General features: G+C 46.1%; 15 protein-coding genes. 13 read left to right on the top strand and 2 right to left on the bottom strand.

Annotated elements, in window-relative coordinates; all coding sequences use genetic code 11:
* The first annotated feature begins 12 nt into the window (after window positions 1–12).
* The 5 genes from prfB to FGQ85_RS14885 all read left to right on the top strand — a co-directional run bounded on the left by prfB (window position 13) and on the right by FGQ85_RS14885 (window position 5,239).
* A protein-coding gene (prfB, locus tag FGQ85_RS14905; protein ID WP_118637721.1) for a peptide chain release factor 2 occupies window positions 13–1,123 on the top strand; the annotation gives its coding sequence in 2 pieces (ribosomal slippage) (window positions 13–87 and window positions 89–1,123; 1,110 coding nt in all).
* The gene (locus FGQ85_RS14900) at window positions 1,116–1,556 is read left to right on the top strand and encodes an ACT domain-containing protein (RefSeq protein WP_087167484.1); all 441 of its coding nucleotides are present in this window, start codon (window positions 1,116–1,118) and stop codon (window positions 1,554–1,556) included. Before prfB ends, FGQ85_RS14900 begins: the two co-directional genes overlap by 8 nt.
* Before the next feature lie 2 nt (window positions 1,557–1,558).
* Window positions 1,559–2,776, top strand: coding sequence for a homoserine dehydrogenase (locus tag FGQ85_RS14895; RefSeq protein WP_118637723.1), 1,218 nt, complete (start codon window positions 1,559–1,561; stop codon window positions 2,774–2,776).
* Window positions 2,777–2,815: 39 nt separating this feature from the next.
* Complete coding sequence (locus FGQ85_RS14890) at window positions 2,816–4,021, top strand: cofactor-independent phosphoglycerate mutase (protein WP_087254547.1); 1,206 nt, start codon at window positions 2,816–2,818, stop codon at window positions 4,019–4,021.
* Between the two features lie 9 nt (window positions 4,022–4,030).
* Window positions 4,031–5,239 carry an aspartate kinase gene (locus FGQ85_RS14885; RefSeq protein WP_087167481.1) on the top strand — a complete coding sequence of 403 codons (1,209 nt, stop codon included), beginning with the start codon at window positions 4,031–4,033 and terminating at the stop codon, window positions 5,237–5,239.
* Between the two features lie 47 nt (window positions 5,240–5,286).
* Here FGQ85_RS14885 and FGQ85_RS14880 read toward each other — a convergent pair whose 3' ends face one another.
* Window positions 5,287–5,667 (bottom strand): helix-turn-helix transcriptional regulator, encoded by a 381-nt coding sequence (locus tag FGQ85_RS14880; RefSeq protein ID WP_087254544.1) that lies wholly within the window; start codon window positions 5,665–5,667, stop codon window positions 5,287–5,289.
* Window positions 5,668–5,770: 103 nt separating this feature from the next.
* A complete protein-coding gene (locus FGQ85_RS14875; RefSeq protein WP_087254542.1) occupies window positions 5,771–6,214 on the bottom strand; it encodes a CYTH domain-containing protein in 444 nt (147 codons plus the stop codon).
* Window positions 6,215–6,353: 139 nt separating this feature from the next.
* Here FGQ85_RS14875 and FGQ85_RS14870 point away from each other — a divergent pair, with 139 nt between their 5' ends.
* The 8 genes from FGQ85_RS14870 to FGQ85_RS14835 form a co-directional block, all read left to right on the top strand.
* Window positions 6,354–7,028, top strand: coding sequence for a HAMP domain-containing histidine kinase (locus FGQ85_RS14870; RefSeq protein WP_138373838.1), 675 nt, complete (start codon window positions 6,354–6,356; stop codon window positions 7,026–7,028).
* Window positions 7,029–7,190: 162 nt separating this feature from the next.
* A complete protein-coding gene (gene tig, locus FGQ85_RS14865; protein WP_087167477.1) occupies window positions 7,191–8,477 on the top strand; it encodes a trigger factor in 1,287 nt (428 codons plus the stop codon).
* A 29-nt stretch (window positions 8,478–8,506) separates the two neighbouring features.
* Entirely contained in the window at window positions 8,507–9,088 is a 582-nt protein-coding gene (gene clpP, locus FGQ85_RS14860; RefSeq protein ID WP_087167476.1) for an ATP-dependent Clp endopeptidase proteolytic subunit ClpP, read from the top strand.
* 91 nt (window positions 9,089–9,179) lie between these two features.
* Window positions 9,180–10,430 carry an ATP-dependent Clp protease ATP-binding subunit ClpX gene (clpX, locus tag FGQ85_RS14855; protein WP_087167475.1) on the top strand — a complete coding sequence of 417 codons (1,251 nt, stop codon included), beginning with the start codon at window positions 9,180–9,182 and terminating at the stop codon, window positions 10,428–10,430.
* Window positions 10,431–10,493: 63 nt separating this feature from the next.
* Complete coding sequence (gene lon, locus FGQ85_RS14850) at window positions 10,494–12,842, top strand: endopeptidase La (protein WP_138373837.1); 2,349 nt, start codon at window positions 10,494–10,496, stop codon at window positions 12,840–12,842.
* Window positions 12,836–13,441 carry a ribosome biogenesis GTP-binding protein YihA/YsxC gene (gene yihA / locus FGQ85_RS14845; protein ID WP_087167473.1) on the top strand — a complete coding sequence of 202 codons (606 nt, stop codon included), beginning with the start codon at window positions 12,836–12,838 and terminating at the stop codon, window positions 13,439–13,441. Before lon ends, yihA begins: the two co-directional genes overlap by 7 nt.
* A gap of 1 nt (window position 13,442) precedes the next feature.
* Window positions 13,443–14,588: a sporulation integral membrane protein YtvI gene (ytvI, locus tag FGQ85_RS14840; RefSeq protein ID WP_243128579.1), complete on the top strand. Its 1,146-nt coding sequence runs from the start codon at window positions 13,443–13,445 to the stop codon at window positions 14,586–14,588.
* Between the two features lie 179 nt (window positions 14,589–14,767).
* Window positions 14,768–16,229, top strand: a 1,462-nt coding sequence (locus tag FGQ85_RS14835) for an FGGY-family carbohydrate kinase (protein WP_138373836.1), incomplete at its 3' end; no start/stop codon positions are given.

The following is a 16,229-nucleotide window of genomic DNA, read 5'->3' as shown; positions in this document are numbered from 1 at the left end:
GAGGTGAGAACAGTGGTTGAGCTTGAACAGCTGAGACTGGAACTGCAGGCATTCGAGGAACCTCTTAAGGAAGTAAGGGATTCACTTTGACCTGCCGGGCAAAGAAAAAAGAGTAGAAGAACTGGAACGTAAAATGGAAGAACCGGATTTCTGGGAGGATACGGAAGGCTCCCAGAAAGTCATGAAAGAACTCAAAATGCTGAAAGATACACTGAAAACGGCGGAAGAGCTGAATCAGCAGTATGAAGATACCGGAGTCCTTCTGGAAATGGCAGAAGAAGAACAGGATGAAAGTCTTATCGGAGAGATCCGTGACGGAGTCAAAAGGCTGGATGAGCACCTGGAGGAGGTACGGATCAGCACGCTCCTCGGGGGAGAGTATGATAATTGTGATGCGATCGTGACACTCCATGCCGGAGCAGGAGGCACGGAGGCCTGTGACTGGAACCAGATGCTTTACCGGATGTATTCCCGGTTTGTGGAGCGTCATGGATTTTCGATGGAGGTTCTGGATTATATTGACGGTGACATTGCGGGAATCAAAAACGTGACCTTTGAAGTTCACGGGGAAAATGCGTATGGATTTCTGAAATCCGAGAAAGGGATACATCGTCTGGTACGAATTTCACCGTTCAATTCGGCGGGAAAACGTCAGACATCTTTTGCGTCCTGTGATGTGATTCCGGATATTGACAAAGAGATCGATATCGAGATCAATGAAGATGATCTGAAGATCGATACCTACCGGTCAAGTGGGGCAGGAGGACAGCACATTAACAAGACGTCCTCCGCAGTCCGGATCACGCATCTTCCGACCGGGATTGTCGTACAGTGCCAGAATGAGCGCTCGCAGCATCATAATAAGGATAAAGCGATGCAGATGTTAAAGGCAAAGCTGTATTTGATGAAAGAACAGGAACAGGCGGAGAAGATGTCCGGTATCCGCGGAGAGGTCAAGGATATCGGATTTGGAAATCAGATCCGCTCTTATGTTATGCATCCATACAGTCTTGTCAAGGATCACAGGACAAACGAAGAATCCAGTAATGTAGGAGCAGTGATGGACGGCGAGATTGACAGATTCATCAATGCATATCTGAAACAGGAGAGTGTACATGGATAAGACGAAATACTATGTGCTGAACAGAAAAGCGGTTCCGGAAGTCCTGTTGAAAGTTGTGGAGGTCAAGCATCTGCTTGCGACACAGAAGGGACTTACGATCGGCGAAGCGGCAGAACAGGCAGGAATCAGCAGAAGTTCCTTTTATAAATACAAAGATGATATTTTCCCGTTTCATGAAAATGAAAAGGGACAGACTATTACCATGGTCCTGCAGATGGAAGATATTCCAGGGCTTTTGGCAGAGATTTTGGGTGAAGTTGCACAGTGCAGGGCAAACATTCTGACTATTCACCAAAGTATTCCGCTCAATGGAGTGGCAACGCTTACCATGAGTGTGGAAGTCCTTTCCACAACAGGAAATCTCTCGGAAATGGTTGCGAAAATCGAAGAAAAAAACGGAGTTCATTATCTGAAAATAGTAGGGAGGGAATAAAAATGATAAGTGTTGCGGTACTGGGCTATGGTACAGTCGGATCCGGAGTAGTGGAAGTGTTCCGGCAAAATCAGGAGAAGATTGACCGGTGCGCAGGAGATCAGGTGCGGATCAAATATGTTCTGGATCTGCGTGATTTCCCGGAGGATCCGGTGCAGGAGCTGATTGTGCATGATTTTGAAAAAATTGTCAGTGATGAAAGTGTGGATATTGTCGTAGAGGTAATGGGCGGTCTGGAACCTGCTTACACCTTTGTGAAGAGAAGTCTGGAAGCCGGGAAAAATGTGGTAACCTCCAATAAGGCGCTTGTGGCTGCGCATGGAGCGGAGCTGTTGAAGACCGCAAAAGAGAACCATGTCAACTACCTCTTTGAGGCGAGTGTGGGAGGCGGTATTCCGATTATCCGTCCGCTTGTCTCTTCGCTTACGGCGGATGAGATTGAAGAGATTACGGGAATCCTGAATGGGACAACGAACTATATGATGACGAAGATGTTTTATGAGGGAGCCGATTACGATGAAGTATTGAAAGAAGCACAGGCAAATGGATTTGCAGAACGGAATCCGGAGGCGGACGTGGAAGGTATGGATGCCTGCAGGAAAATAGCGATTCTGTCTTCCATTGTGTCCGGAAAGCAGGTGGATTTCCGCGATATTTATACAGAAGGCATCACGAAGATTACTGTCCAGGATATGCGCTACGCAAAACAGATGAATGCGGTAATCAAACTGCTTGCTACGATGAAGCGGGACGAAGAGAAGCTTGAGGCGGTTGTAGCCCCGTTCATACTTCCGGCAGAGCATCCGCTTGCAAGTGTGAATGGAGTGTTCAATGCGATTTTCGTGCATGGCAACGCTTTGGGGGATGCAATGTTCTATGGAAGCGGCGCAGGAAAGATGCCGACGGCCAGCGCAGTAGCGGCAGATATCGTGGAAGCTGCGAAATACAGAAACGAGACAATCTGCGAATACTGGTCCGGAGAGCGTCTGGAACTTGAAAGCCGCCTGGATGTAAAAAGAAAGTTTTTTGTCCGGATGTCCGGAAGCAGGGCAGCATATGAAGAACGGATCAGAAATACTTTTGGCAAGGTTGAATTCGTGGAGGCTGATGGCTGCGAAGGAGAATTCGGATTTATTACAGATGTCATGAAAGAAGGGGAATACGAAGACGCGGCTGCAAGGTTTGACAATGTCATTCACATGATCCGCGCAGCATCATAAGATAGATTATAAGACGAAAACAGAAGGGAATGATTGCGGATGAAATATATTATCATTCTTGGGGACGGTATGGCAGGAGAGCCGCTGGAGTGTATTGGGGGAAAGACGACGCTGGAACAGGCTTTGACGCCTGAGATGGATCGCCTTGCAAAGATGAGCGAAATCGGGCTCGTCTCAATGGTGCCGGAGGGGATGGCACCTGGAAGTGATACGGCCAACCTGTCGGTCCTTGGCTATAATCCCGAAGTATATTATACCGGAAGGTCGCCTCTTGAGGCGCTCAGTATCGGAGTAGGGATGGAAGAGGATGATGTATCGTTCCGCTGCAATCTGGTCACGCTGACCGAGGATGCATCACTCCCTTATGAAGATCAGAGAATTGTGGACCACAGCTCGGATGAAATTAATACCAGAGATGCAGGTGTCCTTCTGGAGGTTCTGAAGGAGGAAGTGTTAAAACCGGGATTTGAGCTGTACCGCGGGACATCCTACCGCCATCTTCTGCTTTGGAAGAATGGACACGAAATGGAACTGACGCCGCCCCATGATATTCTGACAAATCAGATCCGGGAATATCTTCCGGGGGATCCGATGCTTTTGGCAATGATGAAAGAAAGCTATCGTGTTTTAAAAGAGCATCCGGTTAATCTAAAGCGGAAAGCCCAGGGGCTTCGGCCGGCCAATTCCGCCTGGTTCTGGGGAGCGGGAAAAAGGCCAAAACTGCCGGATTTTCAGGAAAAGACCGGAAAAAGAGGCGTGATGATTTCGGCGGTGGATCTCCTGAAAGGGATTGCCGCCGGAAGCGGAATGAAAATTGTTCATGTAGAAGGAGCGGACGGCGGCCTTCATACGAATTATGAAGGAAAGGCACAGGCGGCAGTCCGTGCGCTGCTTGATGAAGGCTACGATTTCGCCTATATCCATGTGGAAGCGCCGGATGAAATGGGACATCAGGGCAGCGTGGAAAAGAAGGTCCGGGCAATCGAATTTCTGGATCAGAGGCTGATCCGGATTGTCAGGGAGGCGATGGATGCATCGGGAGAACCGTACAGACTGCTGATTCTGCCGGATCATCCGACACCGATTGCTGCCAGAACACATACCGCGGATCCGGTTCCCTATCTTCTCTACGACAGAAAAAGACCTGAAAACGGGGCAGAGAGCTACTGTGAAAGGACGGCTGTGCAGTCAGGAAGATGGGAAAAAAATGGATATCATCTGATCGAACACTTATTTGAATACTAGGAGGAAATTATGCTGATAGTAAAGAAATTCGGGGGAAGCTCTGTCGCAAACAGAGAAAGAATCTTCAATGTGGCAAGGCGCTGCATTGAGGATTATAAAAAAGGGAATGATGTAATTGTAGTACTTTCAGCTATGGGAGATACAACAGACGAACTTCTGGAACTGGCGCAGAGCATCAATCCAAACGCGCCGAAAAGGGAGCTGGATATGCTCCTGACTACGGGAGAGCAGGTATCCGTTGCGCTGATGGCGATGGCATTTCACTCATATGATGTCCCGGCAATCTCTTTGAACGCTTTTCAGGTGCGGATGCACTGTACGGCAAGATATGGAAATGCAAGATTCAAACGGATCGATACTGAGCGGATCCAGCATGAACTGGAAGCGAGAAAGATTGTAATTGTGACCGGATTCCAGGGAATTAACAAATACGATGATTACTCTACCCTGGGACGAGGCGGTTCCGATACTACTGCGGTTGCGCTTGCGGCAGCACTTCATGCTGACAAGTGCGAAATCTATACCGATGTGGACGGTGTCTACACGGCAGATCCGAGAATTGTAAAAAATGCAAGAAAAATTGACGAGATTATTTACGATGAAATGCTGGAACTTGCGACTTCAGGAGCAAAGGTGCTTCATAACCGGTCCGTTGAGATGGCCAAGAAGTATGGCGTCGAGCTGGTTGTACGCTCCAGTCTTACATCAGAAGAGGGAACCGTAGTCAAGGAGGTAGTAAAAATGGAAAAAATGTTAATCACCGGTGTGGCGGCTGACAGAAATACAGTAAGAATTTCTGCGATTGGAGTAAAAGATGAGCCGGGAATCGCGTTCAAAATCTTTAATACACTTGCGAAAAACAACATCAATGTGGATATCATCCTGCAGTCTGTAGGAAGAAACGGAACAAAGGATATTTCTTTTACCGTATCCGAGGAAGATCTGAAAGAAGCACTTGCTATTCTTGAAGAGAAAAAAGAAGTTCTTACGATCAAAGAGCTTACATACAGCACCGATGTGGCAAAGGTATCCATTGTAGGAGCCGGTATGCTCAGCAATCCGGGAGTTGCGGCAAAGATGTTTGAATCTCTGTTTAACTCCAACATCAATATCAACATGATTTCCACATCTGAAATCCGTATCACTGTTCTGATCGATGAAAAAGATACAGAAAAAGCAATGATTGCAATCCATGACGGATTTGGACTGAATGATTAAAAAACAGAAAAATAAGAAATCCCCTTTCCGTTAGTACGGTTAGGGGATTATTTGTCTTTCAGAAATCCACGAACAATCTGACGGTCATTTTCAGAGGAGTACCGGTATTTCATAATAAGGTCGATTTCCGGATCCGTTAAGCAGATTGAGTGTTTCTGATCTTCTGTTTCGCAAAGATGATACTGATAGACCGGAAAGGATTCTTGAATCTGATCGGCATCAATGACACCGGCGACCAGTTCATCAAGCGTGATTTTATAAAAATCAGAAAAACGGATCAAAGTAGACAGGTCCGGTTCTCTGAGCGCCTGTTCGTAGTGAGAGTACGCCTGTCTGGTAATGTTCAGGATAGAGCTGAGTTGTTTCTGTGTGTAGTTGTATTTTTTGCGAAGAGTCCTGAGATTCTTTGCAAGCTGTACATTTGCCATGGCATACCTCCATTTTTAGAAACAGTATATCAGTTTCTATGTAAAAATTCAGATAATGCCACAAAATGTATCTATGGAAAGAAAAGCAACAAAACATTGCTATTTATAATTTGCTTAATGTGCTGTTGTGATAAAGAACAGAAAACGTTACATCTTCTGAAAACCAGGAGGGCGGAGTAAAGGAATCGGCCATCTCTACAGAAGGAAATTCTACTTCTGCCAGCATAAGCGGGGCCAGGTCTCCCTTAAAACAGTCGAGTTCGATTGTCAGTCCGCCTTCGAGAGGAATCAGATAACGTCTTTTCTGAATCAGTCTTCCGTCAATTTTGGTAAGAAGATGTTCATAGGCCTCCTTTGTAAGAGGAAGGTTATATTCTTCGCGGACCATCAGGCCTTTGGATTTATAGGTCAATGTATAATCCTCGTCCGACCGGCGGATACGAACAACGGGACTGGTATTCAGATAGCCCTGCTCCATCTCATGATATGGAAAATCTTCCAGAGGCAGAGGGCAGGATTCGATGAGGTATTTACGTTCAATTTCCACAAATGTTTCCTCCTTGTAATAGTATGATCTGTTCTTTCAGTATAAATGTACTGCGGAAGGAAAACAAGGGAAAACGGACTTAGGTTGCTTTTTTTTATAGAGTCTGATAGAATCAAAAACGAACAAGGAGGAGAAAATCATGAGAAAAAAAGCCTGTGCTTTGGCGGCTGCGGTCCTTGCCGGCATGATGGCCTTTGCCGGATGCGGTGGAGACTTTGATGCAGCAGGGTATGTACAAGCCGTACTCGATGAGAGACTCCAGGGGGAATTTACGGAGGCGTCCAGAATCATGGATACATCCGAATATGAACTGAAACAGGATTATGAGGCGGCTGTCGATCAGTTTGTCTATGATTATCTGACATCCGGTTATGATGAACTCAGTGATTATACATTGTATGAGTACGAAACACTTGTAAAAGAGATTTTCAGTGTGATGAAATATGATGTGCAGAAAGCGGAGAAGACAGATTCAAAAGAGTACGAAGTATCTGTGGAGATTCAGCCGGTAGATCTGTTTGTCAATTACGTATCTGCGCTGCAGGAGGCATCAAAGGAAATTGAACAGTCCGCGCAGAACGGAGGATATGAAGGAACAGAAGAAGAAATTCAGGAGATGATGCAGTATGATTATTTATTCAGAGCATATGATCTTCTGGAAGAAGCGTACCTGAATATGCAGTACTCCGATCCGGAGACCGTGATTGTGAAAGTGGAGGCAGATGACGGAAACACCTATTCGGTCAGTGAGGAAGAATACCAGACACTTCTGGAACAGTTTTTCCGAATGGACGAAGTCGGCAGCACGGACTAAGAGTCAAAATGCGGCTTCCGGCAGAAAACGGCGAAAATATGAGGAAAAGTAAAGGTAAGACTGGAAATTCGAATAAGAATATGGTATACTCATACAATCAGTGTAATGTAGATAAGTCTGCCGACTTTTCGCATATACGATAAGATTTAGGAGGAAATGTAAATGAGTTTACAAGTAGAGAAACTGGAACACAACATGGCGAAACTGACGATCGAAGTTTCTGCCGAAGAACTGGAAAAAGCACTCCAGGGAGCTTACAACAAGCAGAAGAAAAACATCAGCATCCCAGGATTCCGTAAAGGAAAAGTGCCGCGCCAGATGATCGAAAAAATGTACGGACCGGAAGTTTTCTATGATGACGCTGCAAACCAGCTGATTCCGGAAGCATACGGAAAAGTATATGATGAAGAGGATCTTGAGATCGTATCACAGCCGAAGATTGATATCGTACAGATTGAAAAAGGCAAACCATTTATTTTTACAGCTGAGGTGGCTTTAAAGCCGGAAGTTACATTAGGAGAATACAAAGGATTAAAGGTTGAAAAGATTTCCAACCGTGTGACACAGAAAGAGATCGAAGCAAAACTTGTTGAAGAACAGGAAAAGAACGCAAGAACAGTTTCTGTGACAGACCGTCCGGTTCAGGATAAAGACGAAGTTGTACTTGACTTTGAAGGATTTGTAGACGGTGTTGCTTTTGAAGGCGGAAAAGGAGAAAACTACCCGCTGACAATCGGCTCCGGAGCATTCATCCCGGGATTTGAAGAGCAGCTGATCGGCGCAAACCTGGAAGAAGAAAAAGAAGTGAATGTAAAATTCCCGGAAGAGTATCATGCAAAAGACCTGGCAGGAAAAGAAGCAGTCTTCAAATGTACAGTGCATGAGATCAAAGTAAAAGAACTTCCGGAACTGGATGACGAGTTCGCATCCGAAGTTTCCGAGTTTGAAACTCTGGACGCTTACAAAGCAGACATCAAGGCAAAGATCAAAGAGCAGAAGATCGCAGAAGGCAAGAGAAAACAGGAAGACAAAGCAGTAGAAGAAGCTGTTGCAAACGCGCAGATGGATATTCCGGATGCCATGGTTGACACAGAAGTAAGACAGATGGCAAATGATTTTGCTCAGAGATTACAGCAGCAGGGGCTGACTCTTGATCAGTACTTCCAGTTTACAGGAATGACAGCTGAGAAGATGACAGATGAGCTGAAACCGCAGGCATTAAAGAGAATTCAGACAAGACTTGTTCTGGAAGCGATCGTAAAAGCGGAAAACATCGAAATCAGCGATGAGAAAATCGACGAGGAAATCCAGAAGATGGCTGATGCTTACAAGATGGAAGCAGACAAGCTGAAAGAATTCATGGGAGAAAAAGAAAAAGAACAGATGAAACTGGACATGGCTGTTCAGGAAGCTGTTACATTCCTTGTTGATAATGCGGTAGAAGAATAAGAGACATAAATAATAAGGAGGCATATTGCATGAGTTTAGTACCTTATGTCATTGAGCAGACAAGCCGTGGAGAGCGTTCATACGACATCTACTCAAGACTTTTAAAAGACAGAATCATTTTTCTGGACGGTGAGGTAAATGATGCTTCAGCGAGTGTGATTGTTGCACAGCTCCTGTTCCTGGAAGCAGAGGATCCGGGAAAGGATATCAATTTATACATCAACAGTCCGGGCGGTTCTGTGACGGCAGGTCTGGCAATTTATGATACGATGCAGTACATCAAGTGTGATGTGTCTACGATCTGTATTGGAATGGCTGCAAGTATGGGATCTTTCCTTCTCTCCGGAGGGAAAAAAGGGAAGCGTCTTGCGCTTCCGAACGCTGAGATCATGATTCATCAGCCATCAGGTGGTGCACAGGGTCAGGCATCAGAGATACAGATTGCTGCAGAGCATATTCTGAAAACCCGCCGGAAATTGAATGAAATTCTGGCAGCGAATACCGGGCAGACACTGGAAACGATCAGCCGTGATACGGATCGTGACAATTTCATGTCTGCTGAGGAAGCAAAAGAATACGGTTTAATTGATGAGGTCATCACGAGCCGGTAAAGGGGAAACAAGGGGCTGTCCCATGTGCTTGGGGCATCCCCTTTCCGTGTTTCATAATACAATGCGGAAAGTATATAAATGAGGTGTGAGAATGGCTTTAAAAGAAGATGTGGTAAGATGTTCCTTCTGTAATAAGACACAGTCACAGGTGCGCAAGCTGATTGCGGGACCAAACGGTGCTTACATCTGTGATGAATGTATCGAGATCTGTGCCGAAATTATAGAGGAAGAATTCGAATATGAGAACGAAGACAACGGGCTTGGAGAGATTAATCTCTTGAAGCCGGAGGAAATAAAAAGCTTTCTGGATGACTATGTCATTGGTCAGGAGGAAGCAAAAAAGGTTCTTTCCGTTGCTGTATATAATCATTATAAACGGATTAAGGCGGAAAAAGATCTGGGAGTGGAACTGCAGAAAAGCAATATTCTTATGCTTGGACCGACCGGAAGCGGAAAGACGCTTCTTGCACAGACGCTTGCAAAAGTGCTGAATGTGCCGTTTGCGATTGCGGATGCCACGACGCTGACAGAAGCGGGATATGTCGGAGAAGATGTGGAAAACATTCTTTTGAAGATTATTCAGGCTGCTGACGGTGATATAGAAAGAGCAGAATACGGAATTATTTATATCGATGAGATTGACAAGATTACAAGAAAATCCGAAAATCCATCCATTACAAGAGATGTATCAGGAGAAGGGGTACAGCAGGCGCTTCTGAAAATCATTGAAGGTACGATTGCATCCGTGCCTCCGCAGGGCGGAAGAAAACATCCGCATCAGGAGCTGTATCAGATTGATACGTCCAATATCCTTTTCATTTGCGGCGGAGCGTTTGAGGGGATTGACAAGATCATCGAAAAGAGAATCGACCAGAAATCCATAGGATTTAATGCGGAAATTGCAACCAATCATGAAGACAATCTGGACAGACTGTTAAATCAGGTACTGCCGCAGGATCTTGTTAAATTCGGCCTTATTCCGGAATTCGTCGGACGTGTTCCGGTGATTGTCGCACTGGAATCTCTTGACAGAGAGGCACTGATTCAGATTTTGACAGAGCCAAAGAGCTCGATTGTGAAGCAGTATCAGAAACTGATGGAACTCGACGGAGTCAGCCTGCAGTTTGATAAAGATGCGCTTGAGGCGATTGCGGACCGTTCGATTGCAAGAAATACCGGAGCCAGAGGATTAAGAGCGATAATGGAAAACGTCATGATGGACATCATGTACAGGGCTCCATCGGATGAGACGCTGAAAACATGCATCATTACCAAAGATGCTGTTGAGGGAAAGAGCCTGCCAAAGACCGAGCATGAAGAACGTGAATCTGAAAGTGCATAATAGACAGAATGAGAGAGGTGCAGGTAATTATACCTGCACCTTTTGTAAAATACGGAGGAATTAATGACAGAACAGATCAATCATATACCAATGGTGCCGATCCGGGGCCTGACCGTCTTCCCGGGTATGGCAGTACATTTTGATGTTGTCAGGATCAAATCCATGGAAGGTGTTCAGCAGGCAATGCTTGCAGGACAGAAGGTGTTCCTGATCAGACAGAAAGAAGATAAAACTGAAGAGCCGCAGAAAGAGGAACTATGCCGTACCGGTGTGCTGGCGGAAGTCCGGCAGGTTGTGCGGGTGCCTCAAAAGGGTCTCAGAGTGATGGTTTACGGTGAAAAGAGGGCAGTGTTAAGAGAGATGCGTGAGGTGGAAGGATACTGGGAGGCAGATATTTCCATTTGTCAGGAAAAGCGTCCGGACCTTCCGGAAGGGGTATCTCTGGAGGGAATGAAAAAAATTCTGACAGATGCCCTGAAGATTTATGTAAAAAAGACACGGCGTGTTCCGGAAGGAGTGATCCGGGATATCCTGAAGCTTGATGATGTCTATGAAATGGCAGGAGAAGCGGCGGCAGGGATCGGACTGGATTCCGTTGTACTTCAGAAACTGCTGGATGAAGATGATCTTCTGGAACGCTACTATACGCTTGTAGCCAGGATCGAGGAAGATACACGGGCGGCAGATATTACCGCAGAAATTGAAAAGAAAGTCAGAGAGCGGATCGACAAAGGCCAGCGGGAATACATTCTGAGAGAACAGTTAAAATATATCCGTGAAGAGCTGGGAGAGGACGGAACATTGTCCGACGCGGAAGAATTCGAAAAAGCAGAAAAGAAAATGCAGGCTCCGGAGGAAGTACACGAGAAAGTGGCAAAAGAAATACGCCGGTTTAAAAATACAGTAAACAACCCGACCGAGGCAGGAGTCATCCGTACCTATCTTGAGACAATGCTGGAGATGCCCTGGGATAAAAGGGCGGAGGAATATACCGATATGAAACATGCCAAGGAGATTCTTGAGGCAGAGCATTATGGTCTGAAAGAAGTCAAAGAACGGGTGCTTGAATATCTGGCGGTCAGAGAACTGACAAAACGCAGCGGATCTTCTATTTTGTGTCTTGTGGGACCTCCGGGAACTGGAAAAACATCCATTGCGAAATCCCTTGCGGAGTCCATGAAAAAGCCTTATGTAAGAATCTCTCTCGGAGGTGTCAGAGATGAGGCGGAGATCCGGGGACACAGAAAGACCTATGTAGGAGCGATGCCGGGAAGAATCGCGGATGGGCTTCGGAAAGCGGGGGTCAAAAATCCCGTGATGCTTTTGGACGAGATTGACAAGGTGAGCACTGATTATAATAAAGGTGATACCTTTTCCGCACTTCTGGAGGTTCTGGATTCGGAACAGAATAAAAAATTCCGGGATCATTATCTGGAAGTACCGCTGGATCTCTCGGAAGTTGTCTTTGTGACAACCGCCAACACCCTTCAGACGATTCCAAGACCGCTTCTTGACAGAATGGAAGTGATTTCGGTCTCCAGCTATACGGAAAATGAAAAGATGCACATTGCGAAAGAGCATCTGATGAAGAAACAGCTGGAGCGTCACGGGCTGGAAGGTGGACTTCTCAGTATTTCGGATGGAGCATTGTGGAAAATCATCCGCAATTACACGAAAGAGGCCGGTGTCCGTACCTTGGAGCGAACCATTGGGGAGCTTTGCAGAAAGGCGGCCAAGGAGATTCTGGAGTCGGGAAAAAAGCGGGTACGTATCACGGAACGGAATCTGGGACAGTATCTTGGAAAAGAAAAATACCACTATCATATGGCAAACAGCCAGGATGAAGTGGGAATTGTGACAGGTCTTGCATGGACAAGCGTTGGAGGGGATACACTTCAGATTGAGGTCAATGTTCTTTCCGGAAAGGGAAATCTCCTGCTGACAGGACAGATGGGTGACGTCATGAAAGAGTCTGCGCAGGCCGGAATCAGTTATATCCGTTCCATCAGCGGCCGCTGTGGAATCGAAGAAGACTTTTTTGAAAAGCATGACATTCATGTACATATTCCGGAAGGGGCAGTGCCGAAGGATGGACCATCTGCGGGCATTACGATGGCCACGGCGATCCTTTCCGCAGTGACCGGGAAAAAAGTCCGGGCGGATGTGGCCATGACCGGAGAGATTACGCTCCGCGGAAGAGTGCTTCCGATCGGAGGACTAAAAGAAAAGCTGTTGGCAGCGAAAAACGCAGGCGTGCGTTGTGTGCTTGTACCATCTGAAAATCAGGCGGATGTGGAAGAAATTTCCAGGGAAATCACAAAAGGACTGGAGATCCGGTTCGTTTCACGGATGGAAGAAGTACTAAATACGGCACTTGCAGAAAAAATAGAACAGGAGGGAGAACAATGGTAATTAAAGAGGTTGCTCTGGAGACAGTGTGTGGAATTACCAGTAAACTTCCGGTTAATGACAAGCCGGAGATTGCATTTGCAGGCAAATCCAATGTAGGGAAATCCTCCCTGATCAATGCTTTGATGAACCGGAAGTCTCTGGCCCGGATTTCGGCTACGCCCGGAAAAACACAGACGATTAATTTTTATAATATCAATGGGGAAATGTATCTGGTTGACCTTCCGGGATATGGATACGCCAAGGTTTCCGAGAAAGAAAAGGAAGCGTGGGGAAAGATGATTGAGCGCTATCTGCATCAGTCTGCCATGCTTAAGGCGGTGTTCCTTCTGATTGATATCCGGCACGAACCGTCAAAAAATGATAAAATGATGTATGACTGGATTTTACATCAGGGGTATGAACCGGTAATTATTGCTACGAAGCTTGATAAAATCAAGAAAAGTCAGCTGTCAAAACAGCTCAAGGTGATCAGAGAAGGGCTGAATCTGGTAAGCGGCACAAAGGTGATTCCATTTTCCGCAAAAACAAAGCAGGGGAGAGAGGAAATCTGGGAGTTTGCCGAGACCAGAATGTTCGGGGCTGACAGTAAGGAGGAGTAGGATGCAGGAAGACGCAGATGGAATGAAAACAGATAAAAGGCCGTACTGGAAAGTTGCCGCAAGTCTTTTTTTCAGTCTTCTGGGGACGATCTTGTTTATTGTGATCGGTGTACGGGCAATCGGATTTTTCATGCCATTTGTTATCGGGTGGTTTATTGCGTATCTGGCGTATCCGCTTGTGGGGTGGCTGGAGAGCAGAGTGAAGATCAAGAAAAAACTGGGATCTGCCCTGATTATCATTCTGGTGATCGCTATTGTGGCAGGACTCGGATATCTGGGAATCGTAAAGCTGGCCCGGGAAATACAGATGGCGCTTAACAATGCTCCGGATCTTTATCAAGATCTGGAAGCGGGATTTCGGGAGATTGGAGAACGGTTTCAGGGAGTTTACAGGATGCTGCCCGAGAATATTCAAAACGGCTGGAACAGTCTGATTCAGAATATGGATGAAAGAGTAGGCGGTGTGATCGCAGGGATAGGAAACCCGGCGGTGGAAGCGACGGGAAATGTAGTCAAACGGATTCCGGGGATTCTTGTGTCTGTTATTGTAGCACTTGTATCGGCTTACTTTTTTACAGCCCAGAGGGAGGAAATCATACAGTGGAGTAAAAAAGTGGCACCCAAAGCGATTGAAGCAAGAATGTCAATGGTTATGTACAATCTGAAGTATGCGGTCGGAGGTTATTTTAAAGCGCAGTTTAAAATTATGGCGGTTGTAGGACTGATTCTATTGTGCGGCTTTCTGATTCTTGGTGTGGATTATGCTTTCTTACTTGCGATTTTAATCGCCTTTCTGGATTTCCTTCCGTTTTTCGGAACCGGAACCGCGCTGATCCCGTGGGCTGTATATAAGTTTTTTGTAATGGATATTAAAATAGCGATAACACTTTTGATCATTTATGGAATTACACAGCTGGTGAGACAGATCATACAGCCAAAACTGGTCGGTGACAGCATCGGACTCAGTCCGCTTCTTACGTTGATTCTTTTATATGTCGGATACCGGGTAGGGAGTCTGCTTGGCATGATTCTGGCAGTTCCGATCGGAATGATTATTCTAAATCTGTACAAAGCAGGAGCCTTTGATTATATTCTGGATGATGTTAGAATTCTGATGCGGGGAATTGCATCACTGAAAGAACCTTAGTCCGGCAGAAATAGACGAAAGAGTAAGACAGGAGTTTTTCAGTACAACTTGAAAACCTCCTGTCTCTTTTTTCGGCATTTATCCGAATTTGGGCAGGATGCACAAGTTTCATTGCTGGGGAGAATTCGGAATGATATAATAGTACAAAATGGAAGTGATTCTTGAAGGAGGAAAGGCATATGGCATTCGATGCTCAAAATACAAAACAGATGATTGAAGACGGAAAGGCGGTGCTTGGAATCGAATTTGGATCGACACGGATCAAGGCGATTCTGATTAATGAAAAAAAGGAACCGGTGGCATCCGGGAGCCACGACTGGGAAAACCGTTATGATCATGGGATCTGGACCTATACGCTGGAGGATATCTGGACAGGACTGCAGGACAGTTACCGGAGCATGACGCAGGACGTATCAGAAAAATACGGAACAAAGATCACAAATCTTGCTGCAATCGGATTCAGCGGTATGATGCATGGATATATGGCATTTGATAAAGAAGGGGAACTTCTCGTGCCGTTCCGCACCTGGAGAAACACAATCACAGCGGATGCATCGGAAAAGCTGACGGAGCTGTTCCGGTACCACATTCCTCAAAGATGGAGCATCGCCCACCTTTACCAGGCTGTTTTAAACGGGGAAGAACATGTAAAAGACGTAGCGTTTTTTACAACGCTTGCAGGATATGTTCACTGGAAACTGACCGGTAAAAAAGTACTTGGAGTCGGGGAAGCGTCTGGCATGTTCCCGATTGATGTCAAAGAAAAGCAGTTTCATAAAGGAATGATCGACACATTTGATGCCCTTGTTGCGGAGAAAGGATATCCGTGGAAATTAAGCGGAATTCTTCCGGATGTACTGCTGGCAGGCGAGGATGCAGGCGCTCTGACAGAAGAGGGGGCAAAGCTGCTGGATCCGTCGGGGAACCTGAAGGCAGGAGTACCGCTCTGCCCGCCGGAAGGAGATGCCGGCACGGGAATGGTGGCAACAAACAGTGTAGCGCCAAGGACAGGAAATGTATCGGCAGGAACCTCCGTTTTTGCCATGGTAGTACTGGAAAAAGAACTTTCCAAAGTATATCCGGAGATTGATCTTGTGACCACCCCGTCCGGAGATCCGGTGGGAATGGTACACTGCAACAACTGTACTTCCGACCTGAATGCATGGGTATCTGTATTTAAAGAGTTCGCAGAGACTTTTGGAATGGAAATTGGTATGGATGATCTCTATGGAACCCTGTACCGCAAAGCACTGGAAGGGAACAAAGACTGCGGAGGACTTCTCGCATACAATTATTTCTCAGGAGAACATATTACAAACTTTGAAGAAGGGCGCCCGCTATTTGTCCGGACACCTCAGAGCAGCTTTAATCTCGCAAACTTCATGAGAGTACATCTTTACACCTCTCTTGGAGCATTGAAAGTCGGAATGGACATCATGCTTAAAGAAGAACATGTAGAACTTGACCGGATTCTGGGACATGGCGGACTTTTCAAGACAAAAGGAGTCGGTCAGAGTATTCTGGCCGGAGCAATTGACACACCGGTTTCCGTTATGGAAACCGCGGGAGAAGGCGGAGCCTGGGGAATTGCCCTGCTCGCATCCTATATGGTGCATCGTGAGGAAGATGAAAATCTGGCAG

It is taken from the genome of Pseudoflavonifractor sp. BSD2780061688st1 E11, from assembly GCF_005844125.1.
GTDB classification, from domain to species: domain Bacteria; phylum Bacillota; class Clostridia; order Lachnospirales; family Lachnospiraceae; genus Sellimonas; species Sellimonas catena.
Note: the sequence above shows the minus strand (reverse complement) of the source record. Positions and strands in the feature narration are given on the sequence as shown.

Excerpts from the sequence above, each read along its gene's own strand:
- yihA (WP_087167473.1), top strand. The coding sequence starts at position 12,836 with ATGGTAATTAAAGAGGTTGCTCTGGAGACAGTGTGTGGAATTACCAGT.
- FGQ85_RS14870 (WP_138373838.1), top strand. The coding sequence starts at position 6,354 with ATGAGAAAAAAAGCCTGTGCTTTGGCGGCTGCGGTCCTTGCCGGCATG.
- ytvI (WP_243128579.1), top strand. The coding sequence starts at position 13,443 with ATGCAGGAAGACGCAGATGGAATGAAAACAGATAAAAGGCCGTACTGG.
- lon (WP_138373837.1), top strand. The coding sequence starts at position 10,494 with ATGACAGAACAGATCAATCATATACCAATGGTGCCGATCCGGGGCCTG.
- clpX (WP_087167475.1), top strand. The coding sequence starts at position 9,180 with ATGGCTTTAAAAGAAGATGTGGTAAGATGTTCCTTCTGTAATAAGACA.
- FGQ85_RS14880 (WP_087254544.1), bottom strand. The coding sequence starts at position 5,667 with ATGGCAAATGTACAGCTTGCAAAGAATCTCAGGACTCTTCGCAAAAAA.
- clpP (WP_087167476.1), top strand. The coding sequence starts at position 8,507 with ATGAGTTTAGTACCTTATGTCATTGAGCAGACAAGCCGTGGAGAGCGT.
- tig (WP_087167477.1), top strand. The coding sequence starts at position 7,191 with ATGAGTTTACAAGTAGAGAAACTGGAACACAACATGGCGAAACTGACG.
- FGQ85_RS14890 (WP_087254547.1), top strand. The coding sequence starts at position 2,816 with ATGAAATATATTATCATTCTTGGGGACGGTATGGCAGGAGAGCCGCTG.
- FGQ85_RS14900 (WP_087167484.1), top strand. The coding sequence starts at position 1,116 with ATGGATAAGACGAAATACTATGTGCTGAACAGAAAAGCGGTTCCGGAA.
- FGQ85_RS14895 (WP_118637723.1), top strand. The coding sequence starts at position 1,559 with ATGATAAGTGTTGCGGTACTGGGCTATGGTACAGTCGGATCCGGAGTA.
- FGQ85_RS14885 (WP_087167481.1), top strand. The coding sequence starts at position 4,031 with ATGCTGATAGTAAAGAAATTCGGGGGAAGCTCTGTCGCAAACAGAGAA.